The sequence below is a fragment of the Enterococcus ratti genome (assembly GCF_001886195.1).
Classification (GTDB): domain Bacteria; phylum Bacillota; class Bacilli; order Lactobacillales; family Enterococcaceae; genus Enterococcus_B; species Enterococcus_B ratti.
This window is the reverse complement of record NZ_JXLB01000025.1, coordinates 17,304-27,447: the sequence shown is the minus strand read 5'-3', so window position 1 is coordinate 27,447 and position 10,144 is coordinate 17,304. Positions and strand designations below refer to the sequence as shown.

Sequence of the window (10,144 nt, the reverse complement as noted above, 5' to 3'; positions counted from 1 at the left end):
AGAAATACCTTCTCCGGTAACAGGAACGATTAAAAATATCTTGGTTTCTGAAGGAAGCGTCGCAACTGTGGGAGATGTATTAGTAGAAATTGATGCACCCGGGCATAATAATGTATCATCTACTTCTATACCAGCTGAACAGGTAGCGAAAGTAGAATCTTCTGTTTTTACATCAGTAGCAGCAACTGATCCTAATAAACGTGTGCTGGCTATGCCTTCCGTTCGTCAATTTGCACGAGAAAAAGATGTAGATATTACACAAGTTATAGCCACCGGTAAAGGCGGAAGAGTAACAAAAGAAGATGTTGAGAGCTATTTATCTGGTACAAGTGCAAGCACATCTGTAAAACAAGAAGCTTCTTCATCTGTTAAAGCGTCTGTTTCTGAAGAAAAAGTTGAAAGCAAGGCAGCAACACCAGTGAAAGCATTCAAATCGAATTTAGAGGATCTTGAAGAGCGTGTTGCAATGACACCAACGCGTAAAGCGATTGCTAAAGCAATGGTAAACAGCAAACAAACGGCTCCTCATGTGACCTTGCATGATGAAGTAGAAGTATCTAAACTTTGGGAGAATCGTAAGAGATTTAAAGAAGTGGCGGCTGCTAATGGAACGAAACTTACATTCTTGCCTTATGTTGTCAAGGCTTTAACAGCGACGGTGAAGAAGTTCCCAATTTTGAATGCTTCAATTGATGATGCTAAACAAGAAATCGTCTATAAAAATTATTACAACATTGGAATTGCAACAGATACTGATCATGGATTGTACGTGCCGAATGTGAAAGAGGCAGATCGTAAAGGAATGTTTGCGATTGCTGATGAAATCAATGAAAAAGCCAAACTTGCTCATGAAGGCAAGCTAGCAGCAGATGATATGCGAAATGGAACCATTACAATCAGTAATATTGGTTCTGTTGGCGGTGGCTGGTTTACACCAGTGATTAACTATCCAGAAGTGGCGATTTTAGGAGTTGGAACTATTGCTCAACAGCCAATCGTCAATGAAGAAGGAGAAATTGTTGTCGGGCGTGTGATGAAACTTTCATTGAGTTTTGATCACCGCATCGTAGATGGTGCAACGGCGCAACAAGCAATGAATAATATTAAACGTCTTTTAGCTGATCCTGAGTTACTGATGATGGAAGGATGATAAACAAATGGTAGTTGGAGATTTTGCGGTAGAATTAGATACAGTTGTAATCGGCGCAGGACCTGGCGGCTATGTTGCTGCCATTCGCGCTGCTGAAATGGGACAAAAAGTCGCGATTATTGAAAGAGAATATATTGGCGGTGTCTGTTTAAACGTGGGTTGTATTCCTTCAAAAGCATTAATTGCAGCAGGGCACCATTATCAAGAGTCGCTGGACTCGACTTTATTTGGTGTGACGAGTGAAAACGTCAAGCTTGATTTTGTAAAAACGCAAGATTGGAAAGACAATAAAGTAGTAAAAACATTGACATCTGGTGTTAGCTTTTTATTAAAAAAGCATAAAGTTGAAATAATTGAAGGAGAAGCATTTTTTGTAGATGATCATACTTTACGTGTGATTCATCCTGATTCTGCTCAAACTTACTCTTTCAATCATGCTATTATTGCCACTGGTTCTCGTCCAATTGAAATTCCAGGGTTTAAATTTGGCGGACGGGTGTTAGATTCGACGGGTGGATTGTCTTTAAAAGAAGTGCCTGAAAAATTTGTCATCATTGGTGGAGGAGTCATTGGTGCTGAATTAGGAGCGGCCTATGCAAACCTTGGGGCGTCTGTGACTATTTTGGAAGGCTCGCCACAAATTTTACCTACTTATGAAAAAGATATGGTGAAATTAATAGAAGATAATTTCAAGAAAAAAGGTGTGACTGTGGTGACGAATGCGATGGCCAAAGAAGCCGTCGATAACGGCGATCAAGTGACAGTAAAATATGCAGTCAATGGAAAAGAAGAAACGATCACAGCTGACTATGTTATGGTTACAGTAGGACGTCGCCCGAATACCGATGAGATGGGTTTAGAGCAAGCAGGAGTTGAAATTGGTGAACGTGGATTAATTCCTGTTGATAAACAAGGACGAACAAACGTGCCGAATATTTATGCTATTGGTGATATTGTACCCGGTGCTGCTTTAGCGCATAAAGCAAGTTATGAAGCAAAAATTGCGGCAGAAGCAATTTCTGGTAAGAAAGTAGCAGTAGATTATAAAGCAATGCCGGCAGTTGCATTTACCGATCCCGAATTAGCTTCTGTGGGCATGACAATTAAAGAAGCAAAAGAAGCAGGCCTTGAAGCCACAGCATATAAATTTCCTTTCTCAGGAAATGGTCGAGCATTGTCGTTAGCAAAAACAGAAGGATTTATTCGTTTAGTTACGACCAATGAAGACAATGTCATTATTGGTGCACAAATTGGCGGAGTAGGCGCGAGCGATATGATATCAGAGCTAGCTTTAGCCGTTGAATCAGGAATGAACGCAGAAGATATTGCATTAACGATCCACCCACATCCATCACTAGGTGAAATCACCATGGATGCAGCGGAATTGGCATTAGGATTGCCTATTCATATTTAAAAAGCGCAGATGATTAACGAAAGCGTTTATAAGAAACGAAATAAATCGTAGTAAATGCTACTTTGAAATCACGAATGATTTGCTATATAAATGAAAGGGTTAGGAAGATTGTTTTCCTAGCCCTTTTTTATATTCTTAAAAAAGTACTTAAGTTAAGTAGCGAGACAAATAAATTTCAAAAAAAATAAAAAAAGACTTATTTATTTTAGTTAAGATGTTAAAACCAACTGAAACACAAAAAAGGAGGTAGGCGTTTTGAATACATAACACTAAAGGAATAACGGAGAAGAAAAATTTATTTTGCAAAACTTATCATAATGGAGGAAGTGAAAGTAATGCCTAATAAACAGGAGTTATACTCTTTTACAAAAAATGAAAAAGAAGGGCCTATGAAAAACTGTAGTAAGCAAAGTTTTTCACCCGCAGAAAAACAAGCATTCGTAGAAAATTATTTGAAACAATGGCCTTACTGCACGATAAAAGAGTTTGTACAACAAAATGATTTAAAAGTGTGTACCTTTTATGAATGGGTTAAAATATATCAACCTAAAATAGTCAACAAAAAGAAGAATTTTACTAAATTGAAAAGACAAGCGTTTGTAGAAAATTATTTGAGCCATTCTTCTAAGTGTACACAAAGAGAATTTGCACAGAAAAATAAATTAAAAGTGAGTACCTTAAATCGATGGATTAAAGAATACATAAGCAAGAGTAAAGTACAAAAAATAAGCAGTCATCTTTTTACAGCAGGAAAAAATATCAAGGAGAGTCCTATTCATCAGACAGTTACTACACCCCTTCAGTTGATACATGAAAAACCAGTAAGATCGACCTTTTATGATAATCATCAAAAAAATGAGTTGCCAAAAAAGAAGAATAAAATTGAATCATTCAATCGCTCAGATTCGAAAACGCTTTTCCAAGAGCTAGATGAATTTTTAAATAAAATAGATGTGTCAAAAATCCAAGAGCCAGTGACTTTTGAAACATTTACAGACGAAGCCAATGAATCTTTCCAAGAGTTAGCATTTGCTGATTTGCTAAATTGGGTGACAGAAGAAGAAAAGGACAAACAACAAAATGTCAATTTTATGTTGAACGAAAGTGAAGAACAAACAGGTCAAACAAAAAAAGAAGAACAGCTAAATTTATTAAAGGGTATAGACTGTAGAGCTATGATTGATCATGCGAATGATTTAATGGATAATCAAACTAATTCTTTTAATCAAGTGATTAAGAATGCTCAAATCAAAAGTACAGAATTAAAGCCATTAAAACACGTGGTTTCAAAACACTATTGCAGGGAAGGTTATTAAATTGTTACTCAAAAATTTAATTCAGTTGAAATGATATAACTTGGAAAATGATGGTGGTTTACAGAAATTTTGCGAATGATAGGAAAGGGGACTTGTTCGTAAGTAATGTGTTTAAAAAGTCTTTATGCTTTTGATTAAGCGTAGATCTTATTTATATTAGATCTATAAAAAGAAACAATTATTTCTCTTTTTTTAAAAAAAAGCACACTTAAAAAATGGACTAAATGTACAATTATAGTGTACTTAAATTTGAAAAAAGGACTGAAATAAATGAGTACTGATATTGAATGGGAAGATGTACTTAAAAGCAATGGGCTTTACGATAATCGAGATGTTGAACAGACAATGCGGCAGTTTGATAAAATAATCGCTGAAATTGATTCAAGGAAAAGATCGCATCCTGATTATATGTTCCTTGAAGCACCGCCCAAAAAATTATATGGGTTACAAGATATTACAAAAAGTGCAAAAACACAGAGTCAAAATTGTATTGCTTCGTCAAAAAATGATATTACTGAAATGGAGATTAGTTTTGATTAATATGAAATTATACAGTTATCTTAAGTACGCTTAAAAATCAGATGAACTGAATAGTTATGCTAAAAATTTATGAATGGAAAAAGGGCAAAAATTGTTTGTTGAAATAAAAGAATTATTAAAATAAACAGCTAGTTGTTTTTTTAGGTAAAAAATTATCACGTGTAATCTTAAAAGGCAATCGTTGGTGACTTATTCTTTTCTGTGCTAAACTAATTGTAATTACTTGAAATAGGAGAATAAGTTATGCAAGAGTATCAATATCCGTTAGATTTAGATTGGACGACTGATGAACTGGTTATCGTTATGAAAATGTGGGAGGTATTAGAAAAGGCAAATGAGCAAGGAATTGATAATGCTGTTTTTTTAGAGACGTATCGTCAGTTTAAGACAGTCATAAAGTCAATTGGGGAAGAAAAGCGGCTAGGAAGAGAATTTGAAAAAGTCTCTGGTTATTCTCTTTATAAAACGGTTCAAAAAGCAAAAGAAAACCGACAGAAAACATTGAATATGAGAGGATAAGTAAAGATGGAACCAATTTTTTCAGAAATTAAACAATGGCTGATTGAAGCAGGTGAAATCATCAAACAAACCCAGCGAAAAACGATAAGCGTCAGAGAAAAAAGCAATCGAAAAGATATCGTTACGAACCTTGACCAAAAAATTCAACGATTTTTAATTGAGAAGATTCAAACTTTTGACTCAAAAGCAAAAATTTTAGCAGAAGAAGATGGACAAAATAACTTAGATGATTTAACCGGCCGAGTATTTATCATTGATCCTATTGATGGAACGTTGAACTTTGTGAGAGAAGGCGAAAATTTTTGCATTATGGTGGCTGTGTATGAGGAAGGCAAAGGAAGCGCTGGTTTTATCTACGATGTAATGAAAGCAGAACTTTATTGGGGCGGTCCTTCAGTAGGAGTTTATCAAAACGAGACTAAGCTACTAGCTCCAGAAAATATCTCTTTGCAAGATGGATTATTAGGGATCAATGGGTATTTTTACGGACATAACTGTTACAATATCCGTACAATCGGGGATATAAGTCTTGGGATTCGTATCACTGGATGTGCTGGGCTAGAAATGATTGCTATGTTAAAAGGTAGTCATGTGGGCTATATTTCTAAACTATGTCCTTGGGATTATGGCGCGGGTTGTATTTTACTTGATGTTTTTAATATGCGATATAGTGATTTTTCAGGTAAGAAGCTTCAATTTTCTGGTAGAGAATATTTTTTAGCTGGAACCCCTAATGCTTATGAAGAAATGCAGCGATTATTGCAGTTTTAATCGCTGTTTTTTTATGTTTTATAAAGAAAACGTGTAAATTTATGTCTTTCTAAAAAAATGAAAATATTTCACTATATTTCATAAAAAAAATCTGCTATAATAAAAAGTCGAGTAAATTTGAACTGTCAGAAAGAAGCAAAAAGGAGCTAGTTACATTGAACTATAGAAATGATATCCGTAACGTAGCGATTATCGCTCACGTTGACCACGGAAAAACCACCTTAGTGGATGAGTTACTAAAACAATCAGATACATTAGATGCGCACACGCAACTACAAGAACGTGCGATGGATTCAAATGCTTTAGAAAAAGAACGTGGAATCACGATTTTAGCAAAAAATACAGCGGTTGATTACAAAGGGATTCGTATAAATATCATGGATACTCCAGGACACGCAGACTTTGGTGGCGAAGTGGAACGTATTATGAAAATGGTTGATGGAGTTGTTTTAGTGGTAGATGCTTACGAAGGGACAATGCCGCAAACTCGTTTTGTGCTGAAAAAAGCACTTGAACAACACATTACACCGATCGTAGTTGTTAATAAAATTGATAAGCCCTCTGCACGTCCTGCATTTGTAGTGGATGAAGTCTTAGAGTTATTCATTGAATTAGGTGCTGATGATGATCAATTAGACTTCCCAGTAATCTATGCGTCTGCTTTAAATGGAACTTCAAGTTTGTCCGATGATCCAGCAGATCAAGAATCAACGATGGCTCCTATTTTTGATACAATTATTGAAAAAATTCCTGCTCCTGTAGATAACAGTGATGAACCATTACAATTTCAAGTATCGTTACTTGATTATAATGATTATGTAGGACGAATTGGGATCGGGCGAGTCTTTCGTGGAACGATTAAGGTAGGTGACCAAGTCGCATTATTAAAATTAGATGGTTCTGTTAAAAAATTCCGCGTAACAAAATTATTTGGTTTTTTTGGATTAAAACGTTTAGAAATTGGTGAAGCAAAAGCAGGAGATTTAATTGCAGTATCTGGAATGGAAGATATTTTTGTTGGAGAAACAGTGACACCTGTAGATCATCAAGAAGCGTTACCTATTTTGCATATTGATGAACCAACTTTACAAATGACTTTTTTAGTCAACAATTCACCTTTTGCAGGGCGTGAAGGAAAATACGTGACGGCTCGAAAAATTGAAGAACGTTTAATGGCTGAACTTCAAACAGACGTTTCATTACGGGTTGAACCAACTAACTCGCCTGATGCTTGGATTGTTTCTGGCCGCGGTGAGCTTCATTTGTCGATTTTGATCGAAAACATGCGTCGTGAAGGATACGAATTGCAAGTTTCTCGCCCTGAAGTCATCGAAAAAGAAATTGATGGCGTAAAATGTGAACCTTTTGAACGCGTACAAATTGATACGCCGGAAGAATATATGGGAAGTGTCATTGAATCATTAAGCTTGCGCAAAGGTGAAATGCAAGACATGATTCATACTGGAAATGGACAAATTCGGTTGACTTTCTTAACTCCTGCTCGTGGTTTAATCGGTTATTCGACTGAATTTCTTTCCATGACTCGTGGCTATGGAATCATGAACCACACGTTTGATCAATACTTGCCAATGTTGCATGGTCAAATTGGTGGACGCCATCAAGGAGCCTTAGTATCTATCGACACAGGTAAAGCAACAACTTACTCCATTATGAGTATCGAAGAACGTGGAACAGTTTTTGTTGAGCCGGGAACTGAAGTATATGAAGGAATGATTATAGGTGAAAACAGTCGTGAGAATGATTTAACCGTCAATATTACCAAAGCAAAACAAATGACCAACGTTCGATCAGCCACCAAAGATCAAACATCTGTAATTAAGAAGCCAAAACAGTTAACGTTGGAAGAATCATTAGAATTTTTAAATGACGATGAATATTGTGAAGTAACTCCTGAAAGCATTCGTTTAAGAAAACAAATTTTGAATAAGAATGCGCGAGAAAAAGCTGCAAAAAAGAAAAAATAACTCTTAGTAAAAATGAAAGAATTAGCTCACATAAATTGTAAGCTGGTTCTTTTTTATTTTGTACAGGCAAAGTGAAAATTCTATATTGCATTCATAGCAAAATATAAAAAAATTATTTATTGTTGTCATTAAGTGAGGTATTCAAAAGAGGATAAAAATATAAAGGAAATGTGGACCTCTTCTTGGGCTGCATCCCTCATTTGGATGAGATTTTTCATAGTAGAAAGCGATAGTTATTTAGTAAATATAAATTTTGTCGCTTGTTAAGCTAATACGTAAAAATAGGAGTAAAAAGATGAATAATACAGTGACAGTAGTTAGAAATAAAATAAGGCAATTGAAGTGATTTTATTCTTTTTCGATGGAAAGAATATTCTGTGGAGAAGTAGAAAAAGAAAATAAGAAAAATACTAGAAATACGCTTCAAATTTATTAAAAGTTTTTTAAAAAACTTAAAATACAGCTAATTGTGTTTCACAAATTTCACTTGTTTCTCAAAAAGTGAGTTCTTCTTCTTGTTGTTCTTCTTGTAATTGAGAAGTAAAATATAGTTGTTGTATTCTTATAAGAATAAGAAAGAAAATAGAAAATAGTACTTTGTTGGACTCAATTTTATTAAAAGGAAGTGATAGGATGAATAAAGTATTAAAACAATATTTTGGTTATGAGACGTTTCGTCCCGGTTAAAAAGAGATTATCCAAAAAGTACTTGATCATGAAGATGTTCTCGGAATTATGCCAACTGGAAGTGGAAAATCAATCTGTTACCAGCTACCAGCGTTGATGTTGAAGGGATTGACCATTGTTGTTTCCCCTTTGATTTCTTTAATGAAAGACCAAGTAGATGCTGCGAATCAATTAGGAATTTCTGCCACGTTTATTAACAGTTCGTTAGATGGATATGAAACAGCTGCTCGATTTCGTTTACTGGATCAACAACATATACAATTGTTGTATGTTGCTCCTGAGAGCTTCATTCTACCTGATTTTATTCACTCAATGAAACGCTGGAACCTTCAACTCATTGCAATTGATGAAGCACATTGTATTTCACAATGGGGACACGACTTTCGCCCAAGCTATCTGCAAATGGCAGAACTTTTAAATAATTTTGAGCGGCGTCCTGTAATTATTGCATTAACTGCTACAGCAACACTAAATGTCGCTGAAGATATCAAGAGATTGTTAAAAATTCCAACGAATAACCATATTCAAACAGGTTTCGCGCGTAAAAATCTACGTTTACAAGTAGTGAAAGATCAAAAAAAAGACCTCTACTTAATTGAATATTTACGAGTCAATGAAAAGCAATCGGGGCTTATTTATGCAGCTACACGCAAAGAAGTGGATCGAATATATCATTTATTGACGAAGCTTCACTTTAATGTGGATAGATATCATGGTGGGATGAGTGAAAGCCAACGAACGAAAGTACAAGAAGATTTTTTGTATGACCGTACGGAGCTATTAGTTGCGACCAATGCGTTTGGCATGGGAATTAATAAAAGTAATATTCGCTTTGTTATTCATTATCAAATACCGGGGTCTTTAGAAGCGTATTATCAAGAAGCAGGACGTGCGGGCCGTGATGGTCTTTTAAGTGAAGCTGTTTTATTGTTTTCTCCTCAAGATATTCAAGTGCAGAAATTTTTTATTCAACAATCACAACGTGAAGAATTGCAAAAAGAAAAAGAGTATGAAAAGTTAAAAGCAATGACCGAATATGTATATATTGAAACTTGCTTGCAACAATACATTCTCTCTTATTTTGGTGAAAAAAGTCTTCCATGCAACAGTTGTGGAAACTGCTTGGATACAAGAGAATTAGTCGATGTAACGGTAGAAGCACAGATGGTTTTATCTTGTTTAAAACGTATGGGAGAAAATTATGGCAAACAATTACTGATGAAAGTACTGGCGGGTTCAAAAGAACAAAAAGTAAAAATGCTAGAGTTTGAAAAATTATCAACTTATGGATTATTGAAGAAATGGACTCAAAAAGATATTTTGCAGCTAATTGAATTTCTTATTTCTAGTGGTTATTTGTGTGTGATGAATGGAGAATTTCCGGTTTTGAAAGTCACGGCACTTGGTATTGAAGTGTTAAAAGGAAAACAAAAGGTATTTAAGAAAGAAGCAAAAAAAGTCCAACAGCTTTCAGAAGAGGAAGCAGATAGTTTATTTGAAGCATTAAGGGAATTACGAACAGATTTAGCAGTTCAAGCTGGTATTCCGCCATATGTTGTTTTTTCTGATGCTACATTGAAAGAAATGAGTCGCCAAAGACCAAAAGATCGACTCTCTTTATTGCAAATCAAAGGAGTCGGTCAAAGTAAGCTAGCTAAATATGGTGAGGCATTTTTAGCAGTGATTCATGCAAATTAATCTATCATTGTTTTAATCAACTCCTTTTTTGCCTATTGTGAATAAAAGTTCTAAATTAATAAAA

General features: G+C 35.1%; 8 protein-coding genes. All 8 read left to right on the top strand.

Annotated features, from left to right (window positions below; genetic code table 11):
* A partial coding sequence (locus RV14_RS10235; RefSeq protein WP_245785500.1) for a 2-oxo acid dehydrogenase subunit E2 occupies positions 1–1,150 on the top strand: 1,150 nt, incomplete at its 5' end.
* A 7-nt stretch (positions 1,151–1,157) separates the two neighbouring features.
* On the top strand, positions 1,158–2,564 hold the full coding sequence (gene lpdA / locus RV14_RS10230; protein ID WP_071856163.1) for a dihydrolipoyl dehydrogenase: 1,407 nt from the start codon (positions 1,158–1,160) through the stop codon (positions 2,562–2,564).
* 335 nt (positions 2,565–2,899) lie between these two features.
* The gene (locus tag RV14_RS10225) at positions 2,900–3,880 is read left to right on the top strand and encodes a hypothetical protein (RefSeq protein WP_071856162.1); all 981 of its coding nucleotides are present in this window, start codon (positions 2,900–2,902) and stop codon (positions 3,878–3,880) included.
* Between the two features lie 270 nt (positions 3,881–4,150).
* Positions 4,151–4,420, top strand: a complete 270-nt coding sequence (locus tag RV14_RS10220; RefSeq protein ID WP_071856161.1) for a hypothetical protein — start codon at positions 4,151–4,153, stop codon at positions 4,418–4,420.
* Between the two features lie 243 nt (positions 4,421–4,663).
* The gene (locus RV14_RS10215) at positions 4,664–4,939 is read left to right on the top strand and encodes a UPF0223 family protein (protein WP_071856160.1); all 276 of its coding nucleotides are present in this window, start codon (positions 4,664–4,666) and stop codon (positions 4,937–4,939) included.
* 6 nt (positions 4,940–4,945) lie between these two features.
* A complete protein-coding gene (locus tag RV14_RS10210; protein ID WP_071856159.1) occupies positions 4,946–5,710 on the top strand; it encodes an inositol monophosphatase family protein in 765 nt (254 codons plus the stop codon).
* Between the two features lie 155 nt (positions 5,711–5,865).
* Entirely contained in the window at positions 5,866–7,695 is a 1,830-nt protein-coding gene (gene typA / locus RV14_RS10205) for a translational GTPase TypA (RefSeq protein WP_071856158.1), read from the top strand.
* A gap of 693 nt (positions 7,696–8,388) precedes the next feature.
* Positions 8,389–10,080: a DNA helicase RecQ gene (recQ, locus tag RV14_RS10200; protein WP_245785502.1), complete on the top strand. Its 1,692-nt coding sequence runs from the start codon at positions 8,389–8,391 to the stop codon at positions 10,078–10,080.
* Positions 10,081–10,144: the final 64 nt, after the last annotated feature.

Coding starts and splice junctions, on each gene's coding strand:
- RV14_RS10225 (WP_071856162.1), top strand. CDS start 2,900: ATGCCTAATAAACAGGAGTTATACTCTTTTACAAAAAATGAAAAAGAA.
- RV14_RS10210 (WP_071856159.1), top strand. CDS start 4,946: ATGGAACCAATTTTTTCAGAAATTAAACAATGGCTGATTGAAGCAGGT.
- lpdA (WP_071856163.1), top strand. CDS start 1,158: ATGGTAGTTGGAGATTTTGCGGTAGAATTAGATACAGTTGTAATCGGC.
- RV14_RS10215 (WP_071856160.1), top strand. CDS start 4,664: ATGCAAGAGTATCAATATCCGTTAGATTTAGATTGGACGACTGATGAA.
- RV14_RS10220 (WP_071856161.1), top strand. CDS start 4,151: ATGAGTACTGATATTGAATGGGAAGATGTACTTAAAAGCAATGGGCTT.